The organism is Caviibacterium pharyngocola (assembly GCF_002795405.1).
Taxonomy (GTDB): domain Bacteria; phylum Pseudomonadota; class Gammaproteobacteria; order Enterobacterales; family Pasteurellaceae; genus Caviibacterium; species Caviibacterium pharyngocola.
Genome location: NZ_PHGZ01000011.1, coordinates 1 through 22478, shown reverse-complemented (window position 1 = coordinate 22478; position 22478 = coordinate 1). Strand labels below are relative to the sequence as shown.

At 44.7% G+C, this 22478-nt stretch carries 21 protein-coding genes; 7 read left to right on the top strand and 14 right to left on the bottom strand.

Features of this window, described 5'->3' with window-relative positions; translation table 11 throughout:
- Position 1 precedes the first annotated feature (1 nt).
- Positions 2 to 889 carry a pyridoxal 5'-phosphate synthase lyase subunit PdxS gene (pdxS, locus tag CVP04_RS05265; RefSeq protein WP_100296475.1) on the bottom strand — a complete coding sequence of 296 codons (888 nt, stop codon included), beginning with the start codon at positions 887 to 889 and terminating at the stop codon, positions 2 to 4.
- A gap of 111 nt (positions 890 to 1000) precedes the next feature.
- On the opposite strand from pdxS, the gene pdxR reads away from it, so the two are divergent.
- The gene (pdxR, locus tag CVP04_RS05260) at positions 1001 to 2422 is read left to right on the top strand and encodes a MocR-like pyridoxine biosynthesis transcription factor PdxR (RefSeq protein ID WP_100296495.1); all 1422 of its coding nucleotides are present in this window, start codon (positions 1001 to 1003) and stop codon (positions 2420 to 2422) included.
- Here pdxR and hflX read toward each other — a convergent pair.
- The 6 genes from hflX to tsaE all read right to left on the bottom strand — a co-directional run bounded on the left by hflX (position 2419) and on the right by tsaE (position 9024).
- The gene (hflX, locus tag CVP04_RS05255; RefSeq protein WP_207761617.1) at positions 2419 to 3774 is read right to left on the bottom strand and encodes a ribosome rescue GTPase HflX; all 1356 of its coding nucleotides are present in this window, start codon (positions 3772 to 3774) and stop codon (positions 2419 to 2421) included. The two genes, pdxR and hflX, sit on opposite strands and share 4 nt — an antisense overlap.
- Positions 3775 to 3782: 8 nt before the next feature.
- Positions 3783 to 4082, bottom strand: a complete 300-nt coding sequence (gene hfq / locus CVP04_RS05250; protein ID WP_100296473.1) for an RNA chaperone Hfq — start codon at positions 4080 to 4082, stop codon at positions 3783 to 3785.
- A 116-nt stretch (positions 4083 to 4198) separates the two neighbouring features.
- Positions 4199 to 5131: a tRNA (adenosine(37)-N6)-dimethylallyltransferase MiaA gene (gene miaA / locus CVP04_RS05245; RefSeq protein ID WP_100296472.1), complete on the bottom strand. Its 933-nt coding sequence runs from the start codon at positions 5129 to 5131 to the stop codon at positions 4199 to 4201.
- Positions 5128 to 7056: a DNA mismatch repair endonuclease MutL gene (mutL, locus tag CVP04_RS05240; RefSeq protein ID WP_100296471.1), complete on the bottom strand. Its 1929-nt coding sequence runs from the start codon at positions 7054 to 7056 to the stop codon at positions 5128 to 5130. The genes miaA and mutL overlap by 4 nt, the downstream gene beginning before the upstream one ends.
- Positions 7057 to 7062: 6 nt before the next feature.
- On the bottom strand, positions 7063 to 8523 hold the full coding sequence (locus CVP04_RS05235; RefSeq protein ID WP_100296470.1) for an N-acetylmuramoyl-L-alanine amidase: 1461 nt from the start codon (positions 8521 to 8523) through the stop codon (positions 7063 to 7065).
- A gap of 12 nt (positions 8524 to 8535) precedes the next feature.
- Positions 8536 to 9024: a tRNA (adenosine(37)-N6)-threonylcarbamoyltransferase complex ATPase subunit type 1 TsaE gene (gene tsaE, locus CVP04_RS05230; protein WP_100296469.1), complete on the bottom strand. Its 489-nt coding sequence runs from the start codon at positions 9022 to 9024 to the stop codon at positions 8536 to 8538.
- Between the two features lie 240 nt (positions 9025 to 9264).
- Between tsaE and CVP04_RS05225 the strand changes: the two genes are divergently transcribed.
- Positions 9265 to 9879 (top strand): hypothetical protein, encoded by a 615-nt coding sequence (locus CVP04_RS05225; protein ID WP_100296468.1) that lies wholly within the window; start codon positions 9265 to 9267, stop codon positions 9877 to 9879.
- 99 nt (positions 9880 to 9978) lie between these two features.
- Here the strand turns inward: CVP04_RS05225 and apbC are convergent, their stop codons facing one another.
- Complete coding sequence (apbC, locus tag CVP04_RS05220; RefSeq protein WP_100296467.1) at positions 9979 to 11103, bottom strand: iron-sulfur cluster carrier protein ApbC; 1125 nt, start codon at positions 11101 to 11103, stop codon at positions 9979 to 9981.
- A 163-nt stretch (positions 11104 to 11266) separates the two neighbouring features.
- Between apbC and metG the strand changes: the two genes are divergently transcribed.
- Positions 11267 to 13324, top strand: a complete 2058-nt coding sequence (metG, locus tag CVP04_RS05215; protein ID WP_100296466.1) for a methionine--tRNA ligase — start codon at positions 11267 to 11269, stop codon at positions 13322 to 13324.
- A 54-nt stretch (positions 13325 to 13378) separates the two neighbouring features.
- Here the strand turns inward: metG and mnmC are convergent, their stop codons facing one another.
- Complete coding sequence (gene mnmC / locus CVP04_RS05210; protein ID WP_100296465.1) at positions 13379 to 15391, bottom strand: bifunctional tRNA (5-methylaminomethyl-2-thiouridine)(34)-methyltransferase MnmC2/FAD-dependent 5-carboxymethylaminomethyl-2-thiouridine(34) oxidoreductase MnmC1; 2013 nt, start codon at positions 15389 to 15391, stop codon at positions 13379 to 13381.
- A gap of 160 nt (positions 15392 to 15551) precedes the next feature.
- Here mnmC and fabB point away from each other — a divergent pair, with 160 nt between their 5' ends.
- Positions 15552 to 16772 (top strand): beta-ketoacyl-ACP synthase I, encoded by a 1221-nt coding sequence (gene fabB / locus CVP04_RS05205; RefSeq protein ID WP_100296464.1) that lies wholly within the window; start codon positions 15552 to 15554, stop codon positions 16770 to 16772.
- An 88-nt stretch (positions 16773 to 16860) separates the two neighbouring features.
- On the opposite strand, the gene rapZ is transcribed toward fabB, so the two are convergent.
- Genes rapZ through lptC form a run of 5 tightly spaced genes read right to left on the bottom strand, consistent with a single transcriptional unit; the run spans position 16861 to position 20074 of the window.
- Positions 16861 to 17721, bottom strand: coding sequence for an RNase adapter RapZ (rapZ, locus tag CVP04_RS05200; protein ID WP_100296463.1), 861 nt, complete (start codon positions 17719 to 17721; stop codon positions 16861 to 16863).
- A gap of 17 nt (positions 17722 to 17738) precedes the next feature.
- Positions 17739 to 18248: a PTS IIA-like nitrogen regulatory protein PtsN gene (ptsN, locus tag CVP04_RS05195; protein ID WP_423738290.1), complete on the bottom strand. Its 510-nt coding sequence runs from the start codon at positions 18246 to 18248 to the stop codon at positions 17739 to 17741.
- A gap of 7 nt (positions 18249 to 18255) precedes the next feature.
- Entirely contained in the window at positions 18256 to 18981 is a 726-nt protein-coding gene (gene lptB / locus CVP04_RS05190) for an LPS export ABC transporter ATP-binding protein (protein WP_100296462.1), read from the bottom strand.
- A 12-nt stretch (positions 18982 to 18993) separates the two neighbouring features.
- The gene (gene lptA, locus CVP04_RS05185; protein ID WP_100296461.1) at positions 18994 to 19515 is read right to left on the bottom strand and encodes a lipopolysaccharide transport periplasmic protein LptA; all 522 of its coding nucleotides are present in this window, start codon (positions 19513 to 19515) and stop codon (positions 18994 to 18996) included.
- Positions 19496 to 20074: an LPS export ABC transporter periplasmic protein LptC gene (gene lptC, locus CVP04_RS05180; protein WP_100296460.1), complete on the bottom strand. Its 579-nt coding sequence runs from the start codon at positions 20072 to 20074 to the stop codon at positions 19496 to 19498. Before lptC ends, lptA begins: the two co-directional genes overlap by 20 nt.
- 247 nt (positions 20075 to 20321) lie before the next feature.
- Here lptC and mlaF point away from each other — a divergent pair, with 247 nt between their 5' ends.
- The 3 genes from mlaF to mlaD are packed head-to-tail and all read left to right on the top strand — an operon-like array spanning position 20322 to position 22444.
- Positions 20322 to 21116: a phospholipid ABC transporter ATP-binding protein MlaF gene (mlaF, locus tag CVP04_RS05175; protein WP_100296459.1), complete on the top strand. Its 795-nt coding sequence runs from the start codon at positions 20322 to 20324 to the stop codon at positions 21114 to 21116.
- The gene (mlaE, locus tag CVP04_RS05170) at positions 21113 to 21898 is read left to right on the top strand and encodes a lipid asymmetry maintenance ABC transporter permease subunit MlaE (RefSeq protein WP_100296458.1); all 786 of its coding nucleotides are present in this window, start codon (positions 21113 to 21115) and stop codon (positions 21896 to 21898) included. Before mlaF ends, mlaE begins: the two co-directional genes overlap by 4 nt.
- A 42-nt stretch (positions 21899 to 21940) precedes the next feature.
- On the top strand, positions 21941 to 22444 hold the full coding sequence (gene mlaD, locus CVP04_RS05165) for an outer membrane lipid asymmetry maintenance protein MlaD (RefSeq protein ID WP_100296457.1): 504 nt from the start codon (positions 21941 to 21943) through the stop codon (positions 22442 to 22444).
- The last annotated feature ends 34 nt before the right edge of the window (positions 22445 to 22478 follow it).

The following is a 22478-nucleotide window of genomic DNA, read 5'->3' as shown; positions in this document are numbered from 1 at the left end:
TTTACCAACCGCGTTCTTGCATTCTTTCCGCCGGGCTTAGGCGACTGATTTCCAAGCCTTTCATCGGTTCGCCCAATTTTTCGGACAAGCGGGCGATCAAATCGTAATCTTGATAATGGGTTGTCGCTTGGACGATCGCTTTGGCGAATTTTTCCGGATTTTCCGCTTTAAAAATGCCGGAACCGACGAACACGCCGTCCGCGCCCAATTCCATCATTAACGCTGCATCCGCCGGTGTGGCGACGCCGCCTGCAGCAAAGTTGACGACGGGAAGTTTACCTAAGGATTTGATTTGCAATAATAATTCGAAAGGCGCGCCGAGATTTTTCGCTTCGGTCATTAATTCGTCCGCGCTCATTGCCACGATTTTACGCACCTGCGCGTTGACTTTGCGCATATGACGCACCGCTTCCACAATGTTGCCGGTGCCGGGTTCGCCTTTGGTACGCAACATTGAAGCACCTTCACCGATGCGGCGCAAGGCTTCGCCCAAATCGCGACAGCCGCACACGAAAGGCACGGTAAAATCGCTTTTGCGTAAGTGAAATTCTTCATCAGCAGGCGTCAACACTTCGCTTTCGTCAATATAATCGACGCCCATCGCTTCCAATACGCGCGCTTCCGTAATGTGCCCGATACGCGCTTTCGCCATTACGGGAATGCTCACCGCAGTCATTACTTCTTTGACGATTTTGGGATTCGCCATTCTGGCGACACCGCCCGCCGCGCGAATATCGGAGGGAACGCGTTCCAACGCCATTACGGCGACCGCGCCGGCAGCCTCGGCAATACGCGCTTGCTCCGCGTTAACCACATCCATAATCACGCCGCCTTTTTGCATTTGCGCCATACCGCGTTTAACGGTTTCAGAACCTAAAATTGTTGTCATTTTTGCATCCTTATTCATAAATGTTATGGTTAAAAAATAAATCGGTCGTCATTTTGATAAAGTTCAGATATGATTAAAAGTGTCAGAATCGATCAAATTAATGAGGTCAGAATGGAAAAATTGAATTATCGTTTGGATAAAAATCTAGATATTCCGCTTTATTTGCAACTTTATCAGCAAATTAAGCAGGCGATTTGTCGGCAGGAATTAAAGCTCGGCGAGCGTTTGCCTTCGAAACGGCGCTTATGCGAATATTTGCAAATCAGCCAAAATACGGTGGAAAGCGCTTATCATCAACTTTCGGCGGAAGGCTATGTGCAATCCCAAGCCAGACAAGGTTTTTTTGTGTGCTTTCAGGCGGAGCTGGAATTTGAAGGCGAAAAATATCATCAAAAAACACCGCACTTTTTGCGTGCGGAAAAGGTGACGTTTGATTTTAATCCGAACCAAATCGACACGGCGAATTTTCCTTTGCAACGCTGGAAAAAGTGCGGTCGAAATTGTTTTGGTTTTCATCGCCGCGAATTGCTCGGTTTGGGCGATAATCAAGGCGATTGGACGCTGCGCAATGAAATTGCCGCGTACCTTTTCGCCTCGCGCGGCGTGCATTGCGACGCGGAACAAATTGTTATCGCGGCTGGAGTGGAAAGTTGTTTACAACAGCTGATTTTGTTATTCGATCAATGTTATCCGCAACAAAATTTTACTTACGCAATGGAAAATTACGGTTATGCGAAAGTGGAGCGATTGTTGAATTTATACGACAAAAAGGTGATAAAAATGCCGATTCACCCGCAAGATGACGGAGTGGATTTGTCGTTTCTGGCACAACAAAATGTGAATGTCGCGTTTTTAACGCCGTCGCATTTGTATCCTTTCGGGCAAGTGATGCCGATTACTCAGCGCCAACGTCTATTGGAATGGGCGAGTGGTTCCGAACAACGTTATATCATCGAAGACGATTACGACAGCGAATTTCGTTATAAAGGCAAGCCGATTCCTTCATTGCAAAGCCTTGATTTTAATCAGAAAGTGATTTATTTGGGATCTTTTTCCAAATTATTAATGCCGTCGTTGCGTTTGAGTTTTATGGTGTTGCCGAAAACTTTGCTTGCGCATTATCGTCGTAATTTTGATTTTTTTCATTCTTCCGTTTCGCGTTTTGAACAGCAGCGTTTGGCAAATTTTATGCAGCAAGGCGAATTTGAAAAACATTTACATCGAATGCGTAAAATTTATCGGAAAAAAATGGAGCTGTTGTGCGAATTATTGGCGCCCTATAAACATCAACTGCGTTATTACGGCGAACATTGCGGATTTTATTTGCTGGTGGAATTGCTTGAAGAAAAGCGTTCATCCGCCGAATTATGCGAATTGGCGCGACAAAAGGGTATTCGGCTTTATCCGATCGATTATGCGGGAAAAGTGTTATTTTCAATGGGATTCGGCGATTTAACAGAAACACAACTAGAAAGTGCGGTGATTATTTTGGCAGATCTTTGGCGTTTAAAATCGCAAGAAAAAGCGGCTTAAGCTTGCATTGGTGCCAAATGCGGAAATTGTTTAAGCAACTTCAGCCATTCGGTTTTATCGATACGCACCGCGAGTAGAAATTCCCCTTGCTCGGAAATTTGTTCTTGTAAGATGCAATTTAATTGATAAAGCCGATGACGAATTTTACTTTCCTGCGGCGCTAATTTAAGATCAAAGGTTAAAATTTCATTGCTGAGACGCTGGCGAATTGCTTCGATTAATAAATCCAGCCCTTGTCCGTCGTGGGCGGAAAGATAAACCGCTTGCGGCTTGTTTTGATCGTCATATTCAATGTGCGGCAGCGTATTTTCTAATTGATCGATTTTATTATAAATCAATAAAACGGGTACGTCTTGCGCGCGGATTTCTTCCAAAACTTGATTAACTGCTTGAATATTCTCTAATTTTCTACTGTCGGCGCAATCAATAACGTGCAACAACAAGCTGGCTTCCACGGTTTCTTGTAAGGTGGATTTAAAGGCGGAAATCAAATCGTGCGGCAAATCGCGGATAAAACCCACGGTGTCGGCTAAGATTGTTGCGCCGACGTCTTGTATCCACAATCGACGCAAAGTCGGATCCAAAGTGGCGAACAGTTGATCGGCAGCATACACGTTCGCTTGCGTTAAAGCATTGAATAATGTGGATTTTCCCGCATTAGTGTAGCCGACCAAGGAAACCGTCGGAATATCGGATTTTTGCCGCGTTCGGCGATTTTGATTACGTTGTTTCTCGACTTTTTCCAAACGATTTTGCAGCTGAGCGATACGAACTTTAATTAATCGGCGATCCGTTTCCAGTTGAGTTTCGCCGGGACCGCGCAAACCCACCGCGCCTTTTTGTTGATCGAGTCCGGTTTTTCGCCGTACCAAGCGCGTGGATAAATGTTTTAATTGCGCTAATTCCACTTGTAATTTGCCTTCGTGAGAACGTGCGCGTTGAGCGAAAATATCTAAAATCAATCCGCTTCGATCCACCACGCGACAGTCGCATAAACTTTCTAAATTGCGTGTTTGCGCAGGCGTCAGGCTGTGATTCACCAATACGATATCGGCGTCAAGGCGCTTAACTTCATCGGCGATTTCTTGCGCTTTGCCTTGACCGACGAAATATTTTGCTTGCGGCGTCGAGCGCGTTGTTGTGATGGTGGAAAGAATATTTACTTTCGCCGCTTTTGCCAAATTTTGAAATTCCAGCAAATCATCCGTATTTTTGACTTGCGAAAAAAAGACGTGAACCACAATCGCATTATCATAATCGCTTGCGTTTGCAGATAAATTCGAGGAACAATAAAGTGCAGTGGAAATTTCCTCGGAAATCACCGCACTTTGCGTAATATCGCGGGTTTTAATATTCAAAATTATTCGGCTTGACCTTCCGGATTTAATTCCGCTTGTGCCTCTTGAATATGATTATGATGTTGTTGCTGTCCTTGCCCTTGATTGTTGTGATGAGCAACGGAGCGCGCCGGAACAACGGTAGAAATCGCGTGTTTGTAAACCATTTGATTTACGGTATTCTTGAGTAAGATAACAAATTGGTCGAAGGATTCAATTTGTCCTTGAAGTTTAATGCCGTTGACTAAATAAATCGATACGGGGATACGCTCGCGACGTAATGCATTTAAATAAGGATCTTGTAAAGATTGTCCTTTTGCCATTTTTTATTTCCTTCTTATATTAATCAAGTATGATGTTAAACAAAAATAGGGATTTCCCTTGCCTCCGATACGCCAATATAACAATAATCTCTCTTAATGTCATCATCGACGTTAAATTATTTTAACGTTTGCGCGATTTGCTGGGCGGCGTTGTCGATTTCCAAGCTGTCCAGCCATTGCAGCGGATATTTCCAACCTCTTAACCAAGTAATTTGCCGTTTCGCCAACTGGCGCGTCGCACAAATACCGCGAAAAATCATTTCCTCCTGATCATAATCGCCGCGCAAATATTCCCACATTTGTCGATAACCCACGCAACGGATCGAAGGTAAATCGGGATGCAAATCTGCGCGTTGATAAAGTTTTTCTACTTCTTGTTGAAAACCTTGCGCAATCATTTTATGAAAACGTTGTTCGATGCGTTGATGTAGCAAGGCGCGATCTTGCGGCGCAATGGCAAATTGACTGATTTGATAAGGCAAACTTTCGCCTTTAAGTGCGGTCAATTCCGTTAAGGATTTTCCACTGACATAATACACTTCCAACGCGCGGTTAATGCGTTGACTGTCATTCGGATTAATACGTTGTGCGGCGATAGGATCGATTTTTTGCAATTCTGCGTGTAATGCGTTCCAACCTAGACGGCGCGCCTTTTCTTCAATTTCGGCGCGAATATTTTCATCGGCGGAAGGCAAAGGTGAAAGCCCGTCTAACAAGGCTTTGTAATAAAGCATTGTGCCACCGACCAAAAGCGGAATCTTTCCTTGTTCGGTAATATCTTGCATTTCTCGCAAGGCATCGGTACGAAATTCCGCTGCCGAGTAGCTTTGCGCCGGATCTTTAATATCAATTAAACGATGAGGTGCGAGCGCTAATTCTTCCGCGCTCGGTTTCGCCGTGCCGATATCCATTCCTTTATAGATCAATGCGGAATCCACACTGATCACTTCAACCGGCAAGGCTTGGCGCAGGCGAATCGCCAAATCCGTTTTGCCGGAAGCGGTCGGGCCCATTAAAAAAATTGCGTGAGGCAGAGATGATGTCGTCATTTCGTCTTATCTAAATAAATTCGCCAATCAATCGGAATCAGCAGGGAAGTCAGCTGTATGTCGGATTGTCGGGCGAGTAATTGTTCGGTTTCCGTTAATAAATTCACCGCATCGGCGAAAATATTCACATCCTCATAGCTTAATTCTGCGCAAAGTGCGGTTAAAAATGCCGAAAATGTGTCGATCGTGCGGTCTAATAAAGCAATCACGCATTTTTGTAAATTTTGTCGGCGTAAACAAAGCGGTAAACGGTTAAGCGTAATGCGCTGTTGTGCCTCGTTTTCGTTAAATTCAAAACCGGCTTGCGCAAAAAACGTTTTTTGCCGTAACCAAACTTGCCATTGCTCGTCATTTAAGCGAAACATTAGCGGAATCAATAACGGATGCTGCGTGACGGGCGATTGTTGCAAGGATAATTCGATTTTAACTTGTTGTAACCGGTTTAGCGGCAATAAATAAAATTGCTTACCTTGCTGCAATAATAAGGCGCGATCATCCGCGATTGCCAAGGCACAAAGCATTGTGGCGGAGGCTGGCGGCATTGATTGAACGGTGGATTGTGCCGTCGGCATTTCGGTTTTTTGCTGCGGTTCGACTTGCAATAGATCACGATAAACCTGCCGTTCGGTTTTGCTCGGCACGTCGGAATGACTAAAGGATGAAGCAAAAGTGCGGTTAAAATTCGAAGCGTTTTTTCCGCTGTCGGCAAAAATATTTTGTCCCGCAGCGGCGCGATTCGGTTTCACGGCGCTTTTTGTCGTCCATTGTGGCGTAGGCTCGTTGACTTGATGTGTGACGCGATGAGTTTCCTCGAATATTGAATCAACGGACGGTGGCATAATCGTGTTTTTTTCTACCGCACTTTTGTTTTCCGACACACTGTTATCAACAACATTTTCCGCTGTTTGCGCAGCGAATAATTCCGCTTGTTCCGACGAAAGGGCGTTGATAATACCTTGGCAGATAAAATCGTGGATTAAACGCGATTGATGAAAGCGCACTTCGTGTTTAGTCGGGTGCACGTTAACATCCACTTCGTTCGGATTTAAATCAAGAAATAGTACAAACGCAGGATATTGCTCGTTGCCGAGATATTCGGCATAAGCTTGTCGAATGGTGTGATTAATCACTTTATCGCGCACCATTCTGCCGTTGACATAGCTATAATTCAGATCATTTTGCGCACGATAAAATGTCGGCGACGCCACCCAACCGGACAAATGCAAATCCTCGTGTTTCCATTGAATTTGTAGCGCGTGGCGAATGAAATCATCTCCGCAAATCGCCGCAACGCGCTTTAATTTTTGCGCGTCGTCTAAGGCACTGCGATATTGCCGAACGACTTTGCCATTGTGCGTAAGCGTGAAAGCAATCGCGGATTTCGCCAAGGCAATGCGGCGAATCACTTCGTCAATGTGCGCGAATTCCGTTTTATCGGAGCGTAAAAATTTGCGTCTGGCGGGCGTGTTAAAAAATAGGTTTTCCACTTCTACCGTCGTGCCGACGGGATGTGACGCCGGTTTGACGGTGGTTTCCATTTCCAAACCTTGAGCATAAACCTGCCAAGCTTCACTTTGTTCTTGCGTGCGTGATGTGAGGGTTAAACGCGAAACGGAGCTGATACTTGCCAAGGCTTCGCCGCGAAAACCGAGACTCAGAATCGCATCCAAATCGTCAATATGACTAATTTTGCTGGTGGCGTGACGCGCCAAAGCGAGCGCTAATTCCGCTTTCGGAATACCAAAGCCGTTATCTCTCACGCGAATCAGCGACGCACCACCGTTTTCAATATCGATTTGAATCCGATTCGCGCCGGCGTCCAAGCTGTTTTCTACCAATTCCTTCACCACCGAAGCCGGTCGTTCGACCACTTCACCGGCGGCGATTTGATTGGCAAGTTGCGGCGATAAAATTTGAATCGGCATAATCGTTTATTCCTTTAATTGAATTTTTTGACCCGTGATGACTTTACCGTCTTTTAATTTCGGGTTTAATTTCAATAACTTATTCACCGGAATATTATATTCCCGCGCCACTGCATACAGCGTTTGATCTTTTTGAATCGTATGATATTTCGGTATTTCTTTTACCGTTTTATCATCTTTGGTTTTTTTATCTTTATCGTTTTGCGTGGTTTTATTGTCCTTATCCACTTTATTTTTTGGCTCGGTTTTATCCGATTTAGTTTTATCTTTGCTTGATCGTGCGGATTTTGTCGCATTATTCACCGCACTTTTATCTTTTTGATTTTTGTCTTTACCGGCGGTTTGCGCGGTTTTTTCCGTTTTGGCGGATTTATCGTTCGCTGCTTTTTTATCTTGAACGGCTTTTTCATTCGCCGCTTTTTTGTCTTGTTGCGGTTTTTCATTTTTTAATGCATTTTTACCGTTATCCGGAATTTTAATGCTTTCACCGATCCATAAATCGCGTCGTTTCAAGTTGTTTAAACGGATAATATCGTTGGTTTTCACATTATATTTCGCCGCTAAACCGCCTAAACTCTCGCCGGATTTTACGGTATGACGTATGCCGCTGTCTTTTACCGAGTTATCTTTAGCGGTATTTTCTTTCGTTGCATTTTCTTTCACATTTGCCGCAGCTTGTTTCGGCATATTCACGTCGGTTTTTAGATTGTGACGGCGATAATACACCAAACTTTCGTAAATAATTCGAGCGATTTGCTTGCGATAAGCCGGCGAATTTAATTTTTTTTCTTCATCGTCATTGGATAAAAATCCGGTTTCCACCAAAATGGACGGAATATCCGGCGAGCGCAAAACACCTAAACTGGCGTGCTGCGGGGTGCTGCGGCTGAGCGTGGTGATTTGCGCAAAACGGCGTAATACAATGCTACCCAGTTCATAGCCGACGCGTTGGCTGTGCCCGAATTGCAGATCTAATACGGTTTGATCCAAATATTTTTCTTTATGCGTGGCTAACACGGAACCCGCACCGCCCAACAGTTCCGAGCGTTTTTCGTGATCTTCCAGCCATTGCCCCATTTCATCATTGGCACGACGATTCGATAACACCCAAACCGACGCGCCGCGCAAGGACGGTGATTCGGAAGAATCGGCGTGAATGGAAACTAAATAATTGGCTTTGTGCTTACGCGCGATTTCGGAACGTTCCGGCACGGAAATATAATAATCGCCGCGACGCGTCAATACGGCACGAAAGTTCGGATCGCGATCCAATAAAGCTTTCAGTTCATTGGCGACGGACAGCGTGACGTTTTTTTCATAAATCTTCAAATTTCGACTGATGGCACCGGGATCTTTCCCGCCGTGACCGGGATCGATGGCAATAGTCCAAACATTGGCGAAAGTTGCCGGAATAAAAGTGAGAAAAAGGGTTAAAATACGCGTAATAAAAAGGGCTGTTTTCTTCATTGTCTTAAATAACTAAACGGCTGATTTTAATTGTTGAATAATAAGTTCGCCCGCTTGTGTGGTCGGGAATAGATCGATTCGGCGTCCGTTTTCCGCATAATGAATATTGACGGATAAATCAGGCTCAGGTAACCATCCCTGACCTTTTTCCGCCCATTCGATTAAGCAAAGCGTATTCGGCGCAAAATAATCACGGATGCCCATAAATTCCAGTTCTTCGGGATCACTTAGGCGATAAAGATCAAAATGATAAATAATTTTTTCGTTTAAACGATATTCTTCCACCAAAGTATAAGTCGGGCTTTTCACATTACCCTTATGTCCCAAACCTTGGATCATCCCGCGACTTAACGTCGTTTTCCCCGCACCCAATTCACCGTTTAAATAAACCGTAATGCCTTGTGTCGGATGTGTGTGAAATATCGCTTCGGCAAAGGTTTTACCGAAACGGCACATTGCGTTTTCATCGGCGGCGAATAAGCTGTAGGAAGTTGTCGTCATTCTCTTGATTGATTGTCTATCGTTAAAAATTTGCGGAAATTGTACCGCACTTTTCGGGAATTATATAGAGGTTTCAGCATTTGGAGTCTGATAAGAATCGGGCTCTAAGCATTGCTTTGAATTGGTATTTCCGCGAAATGATGAAAAAATTATGCTTTCATTTGGAGTTATATTAAAATAAACACGCCTTTCAGTTAAAGGCAATTATTTATTTCTCCTAAAACTCATAAGGAATTTGTAATGAACAAATTAACAACATTAAGTGCTGCGGCACTTTTAGCTTTAGCCTTAACCGGTTGTGACAAAGCGGCGGAAGCGCCGAAAACCGACAAACCTGTTGCTGAAGTCAAACAAGAAGCACCAGCGGCAGAAGTGAAACAAGATACCGTGAAAGCGGAAGAACCAAAAGCGGAAGAACCGAAAGCAGACAACACCGCACAAGATGTTAACGCGGCGGCAGAATATAAAAAACTAGTAGATTGGGAAGTGGTTCAAGGTCAAAAACTGGAAGGTTTGGCTGCGCAAGTTCAAGCGGATTTACAAACTGCATTGCAAAAAAACGATCCGGCATTATTGGAAAAAACCTTAAACGACTATTCCGCTCAATTAGATGGTGTAATTAAAGAATTCGACGGTTTAAATTTTCAATCCGACGAAATTAAAAACCTCGCCGCGAAGAAAAAAGACTATTACCGTCTAAGCTCCGAAGGTTTGGCAATGACAATCAACACAATGCTAAAACCAAGCGACGAAGCGCAAAAAGCATTGCAACAACACGTCGAAACCCTGCAAAAAATGGCAATGGAAATCGATGGTTTAGACAAAGCCTTTGCACAAAAATACTCCCAACAATAATTTATACAACAAAAAACGGCTGAAGAAATTCAGCCGTTTGGTTTTGTGAAATTTCAAAAAGCCTGCGATTCTTATAAAAAAACAACCGCACTTTTCCAATCACTTAATTTCTTTAAATAAAATTTCGCTTGGGATGACTTCGCCTTGCCAATAGAGTTCGGCGGCGACTTTTTCTGCCAGTTGTAAGAAGGATTGGGCGATTTTGCTGTCCGGGGTGGCAATTACGGTCGGTATGCCTTTGTCCATATCTTCGCGTAAGCGAATGTGTAGCGGTTGTTGAGCCAGCACTTTCACGTTATATTTTTCCGCCATTTTTGCTGCGCCGCCGGTGCCGAAAATAGCTTCGTGGTGTCCGCAATGGCTGCAAATATGTACTGACATATTTTCCACAATACCCAACACCGGTACGGAAACGCGTTGGAACATCGATACGCCTTTAATTGCGTCAATTAAGGCGATATCTTGCGGTGTGGTGACGACAATCGCGCCGGTTACCGGAATTTGTTGCGACAAGGTTAATTGAATGTCTCCGGTACCCGGCGGCATATCGATGACTAAATAATCCAGTTCTTGATCGTTTTGCGCCCATAATGTTTCTTGTAATAATTGGCTTAATGCGCTGCTTGCCATCGGGCCGCGCCAAATGGTCGCGCTATCGGCATCCATTAGGAATCCGATAGAGTTCGCCACTAGGCCGTGTGCGTGAATCGGGTTGATATGTTTATTATCCGGTGATGTCGGGCGTTGATCCGCTGCGCCCAACATATGCGGTACGGAAGGCCCATAAATATCTGCGTCTAAAATACCGACGTGCGCACCTTGTGCTTGCAAGGCTAAAGCCAAATTGACCGATACGGTGGATTTTCCTACGCCGCCTTTGCCGGAGGTGACGGCAATGATATTTTTTACGCCTTTTACTGCAGGGTGATTATTGGCGCGTTTTAAGGTGGCGATTTGATAATCCAGCGCCCATTTCACTTCGGTTGCCGCAGTCAGTTGTTTTAGCGTGTCGGAAAGTGCGGTCTTTAATTGCGCGAATCCTTGATTCCACGCAAACGGCATCCGAATCTCGATGCGTAAAGTTTGTCCGCCGAGTTCAATTTTTTTCACCGCATTGAGTGAGACAAGATCGCGTTTTAGCGACGGATGTTCAAATTGTTGAAACAGCGACAAAATTTGTTGTTTTTGCGCGTCGCTGAAATTGTCGGAAAAGAAAGTAGCCATAACTAATATTCCTTTAAGTCGTTAAGTAAATTCGCGGTTATATTTAAACACGCGAAACCCGCCGTGTTAAGTCAAAATTGTGAAAAGTGCGGTTGAACTGGAAAAAATACCGTTAATAAGGTAAAATTTGCGCCGATTTTTTGATTAAAAAGGTATATAAATAATGGCAAATTCGGCTCGTAAAATTTTAGTGACCTGTGCATTACCTTATGCCAATGGTCCGATTCATTTAGGTCATATGTTAGAACATATTCAAGCGGATATTTGGGTGCGTTTCCAACGTATGCGCGGTAATGAAATTCATTTTGTGTGTGCGGATGATGCGCACGGCACGCCGATTATGCTGAAAGCGGATCAAATGGGCATTACGCCGGAACAGTTGATTGCCGACGTACAACAAAAACACGCGGCGGATTTTGCCGGATTTAATATCAGTTTTGACAATTATCATTCCACGCACAGCGAAGAAAACCGTGAATTGTCCGAAATGATTTATAACCGTTTGAAAGAGAACGGCTTTATTAAAAGTCGAACGATTTCTCAATTATTCGATCCGGAAAAAGGAATGTTTTTGCCCGATCGTTTTGTGAAAGGTACTTGTCCGAAATGTAAATCACCGGATCAATACGGCGATAATTGCGAAGTTTGCTCGGCAACATATAGCCCGACCGAGTTGATTGATCCGCGTTCGACAGTTTCCGGTGCGACTCCCGTGTTAAAAGAAAGCGAACACTTTTTCTTTGATTTGCCGAGTTTCGAGGCAATGTTGAAAGAATGGATTTGCTCCGGCACGTTACAACAAGAAGTGGCGAATAAAATGCAAGAATGGTTTGAAGCCGGCTTGCAACAATGGGATATTTCACGCGATGCGCCGTATTTCGGCTTTAAAATTCCGAACACGGAAGATAAATATTTCTACGTTTGGTTGGATGCACCGATTGGTTATATGGCGTCATTTAAAAACTTATGTGGCAAAAAGAGCGGTCTGAATTTCGACGATTTTTGGCATAAAGACAGCCAAGCGGAGCTGTATCATTTTATCGGTAAAGATATTATGTATTTCCATTCGCTATTTTGGCCGGCAATGTTGGACGGCGCGGGCTTGCGCAAACCGAATAACATTTTCGTTCACGGTTATGTGACGGTGAACGGCGAGAAAATGTCTAAATCACGCGGTACGTTTATTCAAGCGGCGACCTATTTGAAACATTTGGATCCGGAATGTTTACGCTATTATTATGCGGCGAAATTAAGCAATCGAATTGATGATTTGGATCTTAGTTTGGAAGATTTCGTGCAACGCGTCAACACGGATTTAGTCAATAAATTAGTAAATTTGGCTTCGCGAAATGCCGGTTTTATTCAAAAACGTTTTGCCGGTCAGTTGGCGGATAAATTGGAAGATCAAGGCTTGTTCGACGAATTTATCGCCCAATCGGAGCAAATTGCACAATTTTATGAAAACCGTGAATTCGGTAAAGCCGTGCGCGAAATTATGGCATTAACCGATAAAGCGAATAAATATGTGGATGACAAAGCACCTTGGGTGATTGCTAAAGATGAAAATCGTGAAGCAGAATTGCAACAGGTTTGTTCTATGGGGATTCAATTATTCCGCGTATTAATGGGCTATTTAAAACCGGTATTGCCGAAATTGGCGGAACGCGCGGAAGCCTTTTTACAATGCGAATTAACGTGGCAGAATTTGGCTTCGCCATTGTTAGGTCATCAAATCGCACCATTTAAAGCCTTATTCTCGCGTTTGGAAATGAAACAAATCGACACGATGATTGAAGCTTCCAAAGCGGAAAATGCGCAAGTGAATTCGACGCCAAATGCAGTGAAAAGTGCGGTGAAAACTGCGCCGAATACGGATTTCGAACCTTTTGAACCGACTATCGGCATTGATGATTTCGCCAAATTGGATTTACGCGTGGCGAAAGTGCTGAAATGCGAAGCCGTGCCGGAAAGTAACAAATTGTTACGTTTCGAATTGGATTTAGGTTGCGAAACCCGCCAAGTCTTTTCCGGTATCAAAGCGGCATACGACAAACCGGAAGAATTGGTCGGTCGTTTCGTGATTATGGTGGCGAACCTTGCGCCGCGCAAAATGAAATTCGGCGTGTCGGAAGGAATGATTCTCTCTGCGGGCACCGGCGGCAGCGATTTGTTCTTATTGGATGTGGATCAGGGCGCGAAAGCGGGTAGCCGCGTGAAATAAGGTTGCATTGATTGAAGTAAAGCTGACGGCGGGAATTATCCCGCCGTTTTTACATTATACTTTCGTACCTTTGAGTTGTTTTCTGAGCCAACTGCGGTTCGGGGCAAGTTGATGAATGAGATCTTCGCTTAAAGGCAAGGGTTCGCCGTAAATTAATGACGCAAGAGTTTCGCCTAACAAGGGCGCGGAGGTTAATCCGCGTGAACCGAGCGCGCCGATTAAATACAAATTGCGGTAATTTGCCGCCGTCGGTATGGTTTGTTTGCGTCGGCGCAAGTTAAACAAATTACGATAATCTTCGCGTTGTTGAGTAAAATTCGGCACATTACCGACCAACGGAATACGATCGCGCACCGCGCAACGAACGCCGATTCGCGCCAGATTACCGGAAGTATCCACCTCTTTAACCCAATCGACCGCCGCGAGATTAGACTGAATTTTTTGTTGATTTTCCGCTTGTTCTTGCGAACTGAAATGGCGCGTCTCATTATCGCGCAAATGGCTGGCGCCGATGCAATGACTAGTTTTCGCTTCGTCAACCGGCGTGAGATAACCGTCGTAACATAACACGGTTTTCAGTTTACGCAGATTTTCCGTAGTCGGAATTTGGCTGACTTGTCCGCGCACGGCGTACAAAGGTAAGGCTTCCGTTTGTGTAAAACGGTTGAGTTGATGTCCGTTCGCCAGCACCACAACTTGATGTGAAAAAGAATCGCCTTGCGCGTTAATTAATTGCCAGTGCCGTTCCGTTTGATGAAGTGCGGTGATTTTTTGTAAAGTTTTCAGTTTTACACCGCACTTTTGCAAATAAATGAAAAGATTTTGCACGAATTGACGCGGTGCAAGCCACGCGCCCTGCGGAATAAACCCGCCGCCGCAAGGCAATGGTAAACCGACAATGTCGCTTAATTGTTGTTGATTCTGCGTTTGATATAAACTTTCGTGCCAATCGTAAGCGGCGATTTTATCTAATTTCGCCGCACTTTTTTCGTTATAAGCGCAAAGCGCCACGCCGCAGAATTGATGTTCGAATTCAATGCCCAGCGCTTCGGCGGCGTGCAGTTGTTGTTTGCCGTAGGCGAAGGCGTAAATATAAAAACGGATGTTGCGTATATCGTCATCGCTCAGTTGCGGATAAAATGCGCCTTGTTTATTGCCGGAGGCGTTGAGCGCCGGTTGTTCGTCTCCGCAATAAACCGTGACATTCGCGCCGCGTTTTAACAGCGAAAGTGCGGTGAATAATGAGGCGATTCCGCCGCCGATAACGGCGACGTCCGCGCAGCCGTTAAATTCCGCAGCTTGCGGTAAATACCAAGGTGTCACAGCGTGAGGAGGTGAGTCAGCCGATTTTACCCCGCATAAACATTCTCTTTTTTGTCCGTAACCTTGCCGTTTTTCCACCTGAAAGCCCGCATTTTCCAGCCCTTTTCTGACCGCACTTGCGGCAGTAAATGTAGCGAAGGAGCCTTGCGGTTTGGTATAGCGATACATATTTTGATAGAGTTCATCCGTCCACATTTGCGGATTTTTCGCCGGTGAAAAGCCGTCTAAAAACCACGCGTCAATGCGGTTTTGCATATAATCGCCGAGCTGCGGTAAGTTTTCGTGAATATCGCCGAACCAAAGATCTAACGTCGTTTCGGCAAAATGGAAGCGGTAACAGCCGACAATCGGTTCTAGCCACATTTGACGTAATTGTGCGGAAAGTTCGGCAAATTCCTCAAAGGCTTGGTGTGCCGCGTACAGCTGTTCCAGTGTCATCGGGTATTTTTCAAAAGAAAGAAAATAAAGTCGGGTTAACGGTGATTGCGGATGCGTTTGGCGGAATTGGCGAAAGAGTGCGGTCACCGCGAAGAAATTCAGCCCTGTGCCGAAGCCGGTTTCGGCGATCACAAAATGAGAGGAGGAATGGGTGAGCCAGCGTTCCCACAGACGATTACCTTGTTGGAAAACGTAACGGCTTTCCGCCAAACCGTCTTGATTAGAAAAATAAACGTCGTCGAATTGAGCGGAAATCGGCGTATGTTGGTCATTAAAGTGAATATCGGCGTGAGTTGTTTTGAGCATAATCGGCTTATCAGTTTGTTGCTTGAGTTAATTTTGCTATAATAGCCGAAATTGCCGTATTGGTCGAACCTTCAAAGAAATACTTGCAATATTTTCATTTCATAGTAAGTTAGCGACCAAGTTATTATGTTTTACTCTTTCAACGCATAAGGAATAATCTATGAAAAGAGCCGTTATTACCGGTTTCGGTGTAATTTCCAGTATTGGTAACAACAAACAAGAGGTTTTGGAATCATTAAAAGCGGGTAAATCGGGGATTGAGGTTGTGCCTGATTTCGTGGAAGCCGGAATGCGTAGCCACGTTGCCGGTACGATTAAATTGAATCCTGCCGAATTGATTGAACGTAAGGTTTTCCGTTTTATGGGCGATGCGGCGGCTTATGCGTATCTTTCTATGAAAGAAGCGATTGAAGATGCGGGTTTAACCGAAGATCAAGTTTCAAATGATCGCACCGGTTTGGTTATCGGCGCGGGCACGGGTTCGGCGCATAATCAATTAGTTGCTTGTGACGCAGTGCGCGGTCCGCGCGGCGTGAAAGCGGTCGGGCCTTATGCCGTGACGAAAACAATGGCGTCAAGCGTTTCCGCTTGTTTAGCTACGCCTTACAAAATTCGCGGCGTAAACTACAGTATCAGTTCCGCTTGTGCGACTTCCGCGCATTGTATCGGACACGCGTTGGAATTAATTCAATTAGGCAAACAAGATGTAGTATTTGCCGGCGGCGCGGAAGAATTATCTTGGGAATGCGCGACGGAATTTGACGCAATGGGCGCGGTTTCCACAAAATATAACGATACGCCGAGCAAAGCTTCACGCGCATATGACGCTAATCGCGACGGTTTCGTAATTGCCGGTGGCGGTGCTGTGGTTGTTGTCGAAGAATTGGAACACGCTTTGGCGCGCGGTGCGAAAATTTATGCGGAAATCGTCGGCTACGGTGCGACTTCCGACGGTTACGATATGGTTGCACCGAGCGGTGAAGGCGCGGAGCGTTGTATGAAACAAGCAATGGCGACTGTTGACACGCCGATTGACTACATTAACGTACACGGCACATCCACACCGGTCGGTGATGTAAAAGAATTGGGTGCGATTAAAAACGTATTCGGCGAACAAAAACCGGCGATTTCTTCCACCAAATCAATGACCGGCCACTCTTTGGGAGCGGCAGGCGCGCACGAAGCCATTTATACCTTATTAATGTTGGAACACGATTTTATCGCACCGAGCATTAATATCGAAACCTTGGACGAACAAGCGGTCGGAATGAATATCGTCACCGAAACTAAAGAAAATGCGGGATTACAAACCGTAATGTCCAACAGTTTCGGTTTCGGCGGTACGAATGCAACCTTAGTATTCAGACGTTACACCAAATAATATTCAGCTGAAAAGTACAAAAGAGCGGTCGATTTTGACCGCTCTTTTTGTTTTTGAAGGAATCAATCCGCTATTTATCCAATATGGGTTAAGCGGTTTTTTTGTGTTTTTCAAGGGATTTATGCTGAATACGCACGTCTTTTCCTTTGGCTTGAAAGTATTCGCCGATTTGTTGGGCAATATAAACGGAGCGGTGTTTTCCGCCGGTGCAACCGATAGCAATGGTTAAATAACTGCGATTGTTTTGTTCCAACATTGGCAACCAAGTCTCGATATAATTGCGCGTAAGATAAATAAATTTATTCACTTCCGTATGTTTATTTAAAAAATCCGCCACCGGTTTTTCTAAGCCCGTCATCGGACGAAGTTCCGGATTCCAGTGCGGATTCGGCAGAAAACGCACGTCAAAAACATAATCGGCATCTAAGGGAATGCCATATTTAAAACCGAAGGATTCGACGATAATTTTGAGTTCTTTTTCCCGATGCCCGCGTAAAAATTCGCGCAGCCGCTCGGCGAGCTCGTGGGTGGATAAACTCGCCGTGTCGATAATTAAATTCGCTTGTTGCACCAAAGGTTCTAAATAATCGCGTTCGGCAGTAATCGCCGCTTCTAAGGGAAGATCTTGAACGGATAGCGGATGTAAACGGCGCGAATCGCTGTAGCGGCGAACTAACGTGCTGCTGTCCGTATCCAAGAAAATAATTTTTACTTGATACTGAGTTTGTAACTGCGTTAATACGCGCTCCAAATCAGCGTGAGAAACCGGTAAATTGCGAATATCGATGCTGATCGCGACGGCAGGATGGTTGGGCGCTAAAATTTCGGCAAGTTGTGGTAATAAATCAATCGGTAAATTATCAACGCAATAATAACCGATGTCTTCTAAGGCGCGTAGGGCAACGGATTTACCGGCGCCAGAGCGTCCGCTGATGATGATAATTTCCATAACGTTATGTCTCTTACTTAATCTTGGGCGTCATCCGACTCAGAGTTTTCCGTGACAAGATGATCGGCATATTCAAAAATTTGTTGAATTTCTTCCGCACTTTGCGCCGATCGTAATTGTTTGCAAAGATTTTTATCCGTTAAGCGTTCCGCTAATTCCGGCAAGATACTTTGTGAAAAATCCGCACAAATTCCAGCGGGAATTAATAACGCCAAAATCAAATCCACATCACGATGATCCGAGGTTTCGTAATCGACCGGTGTTTCCAACTGCAAGAAAACCGCAATGGGTTTATCACCGAAAGGCAAGCGACCTTTCGGCATTGCCACGCCGTTGCCCAGACCGGAATTGCCGAGTTTTTCACGGTTAAATAAACAATCGAAGCAATAATGTTCGCCTTCTTGCCCTTGGGCTTGCAAAATGGGTGCCATAATGCGATCAATGGTTTCGAATACGCGTTTTTTGCTGGAACACACCAAGCCTTGACGAATATGTTCGAGCGGTAATATTTCGGTAAACTTGATCATAATAATCTTAAAGCTTGAATTGTTCGCCCAAATAAACGCGTTTAACGTGTTCGTTATTCATCACCTCCGTCGGACTGCCGGTGGCGATCATTTTCCCTTCGCTGACAATGTAAGCTCGTTGGCAAACGTCTAAGGTTTCCCGCACGTTGTGATCGGTAATCAACACGCCGAGCCCGCGATCGCGCAGATCTTGGATGATTTTTTTGATGTCAATAACCGAAATCGGGTCAACGCCGGCAAAAGGTTCATCTAATAAAATGAATTTCGGATTTGCGGCTAAGGCACGAGCGATTTCTACACGACGACGTTCGCCACCCGATAGGGATTGTCCTAAGTTGTTGCGAATATGTCCGATGTTAAATTCTTCGATTAATTCGTCGGCGCGCTCGCTGCGTTGTCTGCCGTTCAAGTCTTTACGAATTTCAAGCACCGCCATTAAATTATCGTAAACGCTTAATCGGCGAAAAATAGAGGCTTCTTGCGGTAAATAGCCGATTCCGCGTTGCGCGCGGTTGTGCATCGGCAACAAACTGATGTCTTCATCGTCAATGCGAATTTTACCTTCGTCGTGACGAACCAATCCGACCACCATATAAAAGGTGGTGGTTTTGCCTGCACCGTTCGGCCCGAGCAAACCGACGATTTCATTGGAATGAACGGTCAGGCTGACGTCGGAAACCACTTGGCGACTTTTATAACTTTTGGCTAAATTTTCCGCATAAAGAATCGACATAAAACTAAAATCCTATTTTTTCTTTTTTTGATCGTTTAATTGCGCCGGAATCAACACGGTTTTGACACGCGATTTACCATTACCGTTGGCTTTAAGTTGTTGTTTTTTCACATCATAAGTAATGAGCTCACCATTAATTTTGCTGTCCAACTGTTTAAGCTCGGCATTGCCCGTTAGGGTTAAAAATTCCGTGCCTAAATCGTAATGCACTTTATTGGCTTTGCCGTCAACCGGTTTGCCGTCGTCTAATAATTGGTGGAAAGTCACCGGACTGCCGAATGCGTCAACGGTTTCTTTTTTGCCCGAATCTTCCGCCGGACGAGTGATGACCACTTTATTGGCTTTAATTAAAATGGAACCTTGCGTAATCACAACGTTGTCGCTGAAGGTTACAACGCTGTTTTCCATATCTAAAGATTGATTGTCCGATTCAATATTAATCGGCTTGCTCGTATCGTCCTTTAAAGCGAAAGCGGAAACGGAGGTGAGCATTAATCCGCTTAAAAACAATAATTTATTGATTGATAATTTCATAATATGTTCTTACCTGTTCTTTTAATGTGGCGGTTTGTTGTTGTAAATTTCCGGTCAGTTTAGAACCGGTAGTATGAAAGTTTTGTCCGTTTATCATCACCATTGTATCAGAGGTGATATCTTGTGTCTTTAGGTTCACCGTGGCGCTTTGAGTTTCCACTTTTTGTAAACGGGAATCTTTAATTAAACTTTCGGCAAGCACGTTTCCGTCCAAATACAACATATTATCTTTGGTTAATTTGGCTTTATCCGCACTGATTTTCCAGCTTTGAGAGCCGAGTTTTTCGTCTTGCACGTCAAATAAATACACCACGGCGTTTTGGAAATCCGTGTGACCGTCGTTATTGAAATGTTCTACTTTATTGGCGATAGCTAAATATTGTTTTTTTCCTGTCGGCGAGTAAACCGTGGTTTCCATTTTTTGACCGACATATTCCGGGCTGTCATCCGTTTTGATTAAACCCGCCAGCGCATCGTCGGTTTTTTGTTGCAAGGTGTAAAACCACGCAAGCAAACCCAAGGCGATAACGGACAAAATAATATTCCAACGAATATTCATAAGGTTCCCAACTCGTTAATCAATTAAACTACGAATAGGTAATCATACCATAATTTTGTTAAAACAAGTAGAAATGACGTTGAAAGTGCGGTGCGTTTAACAAAAATTTCTTGAGGAACATTTTGCGCAAATTGCGGTCAAAGGGTAAACGGTAAATTAAAGAAATGTAATTAAGTTTGACATTCGTGGGGAATTGATAGAATATCACCCACTCAAATTTTAGGATAAAAAACAGGCGAAACGGTTTATGGCTAAACCCTTAATTGAAGTGAAAAATCTCACTTTCAGTCGTGGTGAACGAACCATTTACAATAATCTCAACCTGCAATTCGAGCAAGGTAAAATTACGGCGATTATGGGGCCTTCCGGTATCGGAAAAACTACGTTATTAAAATTAATCGGCGGACAACTGCAACCGGAGCAAGGCGAGATCTTATTCGACGGACGAAACATTTGTAAAATGTCACGCGCCGAGCTGTATCGCGTGCGTCAGCGTATGGGAATGTTGTTTCAGTCGGGCGCGTTATTCACCGATATGTCAACTTTCGACAATGTGGCGTTTCCGATCCGTGAGCATACGCATTTGCCGGAAGAACTGATTCGCAAAATCGTATTAATGAAATTGGAATCCGTCGGCTTACGCGGTGCGGCAAGTTTAATGCCTTCCGAATTGTCGGGCGGTATGGCGCGGCGGGCGGCGTTGGCGAGAACCATTGCTTTGGATCCGGATTTAATTATGTATGACGAGCCTTTTACCGGACAGGATCCCATTAGTATGGGGGTTATCATCAGTTTGATTAAGCGATTAAACGAAGCTTTACAACTGACCTCGATCGTGGTATCGCACGATGTGCAGGAAGTATTAAGTATCGCGGATTATGCTTATATTATTGCCGATAAGCGTGTAATCGCGGAAGGTACGGCGGAGGCTTTATTGCAAAGTCAAGATCCGCAAGTCGTGCAATTTATTAACGGTGAGGCGGACGGGCCGGTGCGCTTTCATTATCCGGCGCAAGATTATCAACGGGAGTTATTCGAATGATCACGGAGATGATTGCTTCACTTGGTCGGCGTGCCATTGAGTTTTGCCGCGCACTTGGACGAAGCGGGTTTATGCTTTGGGGCGCGCTTATCGGAAAGCCGCAAGTTAGAAAGCATTTTCCTTTATTAGTCAAACAGTTATATGTATTAGGCGTGCAATCGTTATTAATTATTATGCTATCCGGCTTGTTTATCGGAATGGTATTAGGATTGCAAGGCTATGTAGTGTTGGTCGATTTTTCGGCGGAAACCAGTTTAGGTCAACTGATTGCGCTTTCTCTATTGCGCGAATTAGGCCCGGTTGTGACCGCACTTTTATTTGCCGGTCGAGCGGGTTCGGCATTGACGGCGGAAATCGGGTTAATGAAAGCCACCGAACAGTTATCCAGTTTGGAAATGATGGCGGTGGATCCTTTAAGACGGGTGATTTCACCGCGTTTTTGGGCGGGGATGATTTCAATGCCGATTTTAGCGGTGATTTTTACCGCAATCGGTATTTGGGGCGGTTCTTTGGTCGGCGTGGATTGGAAGGGCGTGGACGCGGGCAGTTTTTGGTCGGTAATGCAAAATTCGGTCAGTTGGCAATATGATTTGCTCAACGGTTTTATTAAAAGCCTGTTTTTTGCCGTTGCCGTCGTTTGGATTGCCTTGTTTAACGGTTATGATTGTATTCCGACTTCGGAAGGGATCAGTAAAGCGACTACATCAACGGTGGTTAATGCCTCTTTGGTGGTGTTAGGGCTGGATTTCGTGCTGACGGCGTTAATGTTCGGCGCGGGTTAATTGAGTAAAGTAAAAAGTGCGGTAAAAAATTAGGATATTTTTATGCGACAAACAATTAAATATGAATTTTGGGTCGGCTTATTTTTATTGCTCGGCATTGCAGCGTTGGTCTTTCTCGGATTGAAAGTCGCCAATGTACAGGGATTCAGCGAATCGAAGTCTTACCAAGTCAGTGCAACCTTTGACAATATCGGCGGTCTAAAAGTGCGTGCGCCGCTTAAAGTCGGCGGCGTGGTGATCGGGCGGGTTTCTGCCATCGAATTGGATCCGAAAACCTATTTGCCGGTAGTGAAAATTGCGATTAATCAAGAATATAACGAGATTCCCGAAAACAGTTCGTTGTCCATTAAAACCTCCGGCTTGCTCGGCGAACAATATATTTCGTTAAGCATCGGCTTTGATGACGGCGAAACCGAAATGTTGAAGGAAGGCAGCAAAATCATTGATACGAAATCGGCAATGGTCTTGGAAGATTTAGTCGGACAATTCCTATACGGCGATAAAAATAAAGCGGCGGACGAACCGGCTTCGGACGCGGCACAATAATTAACAAAATATTTTGGGGCTGTATTAGATTAGC